This window comes from Pedobacter agri PB92, assembly GCF_000258495.1.
Taxonomy (GTDB): Bacteria; Bacteroidota; Bacteroidia; order Sphingobacteriales; family Sphingobacteriaceae; genus Pedobacter; species Pedobacter agri.
Genome location: NZ_AJLG01000368.1, coordinates 1 through 341 on the forward strand (window position 1 = coordinate 1; position 341 = coordinate 341).

Sequence of the window (341 nt, forward strand, 5' to 3'; positions counted from 1 at the left end):
AAACCATTGCGAACGGTAATTAGCAAACGGTTTAAATCTGGTGGTTTTGAAATAAAATCGAATGCACCTTTTTTGCTGGCCTCAATTGCGGTTTCAACCGTACCATGACCAGAAATCATAATGAATGGTAAATCAGGTTTAATGATCTGTGCTTGTTCAAGCACTTCCATACCATCCATCTTATTCATCTTAATATCGCAAAGAACAAGGTCGAAATTACCTTTCTTAATCATTTCGAGCCCATCGATACCATTATCGATATCTTCTACATCATAGTTCTCGTATTCTAAGATTTCGCGTAGGGTACTTCTAATCGCCCGCTCGTCATCAATAATTAATAG

Annotated in this window: 1 protein-coding gene; it reads right to left on the reverse strand. The window is 37.5% G+C overall.

What is annotated here, in order from left to right; genetic code table 11:
• The coding region (locus ON09_RS23915; RefSeq protein WP_010603603.1) for a response regulator at window positions 1-341 on the reverse strand (341 nt) is incomplete at both ends.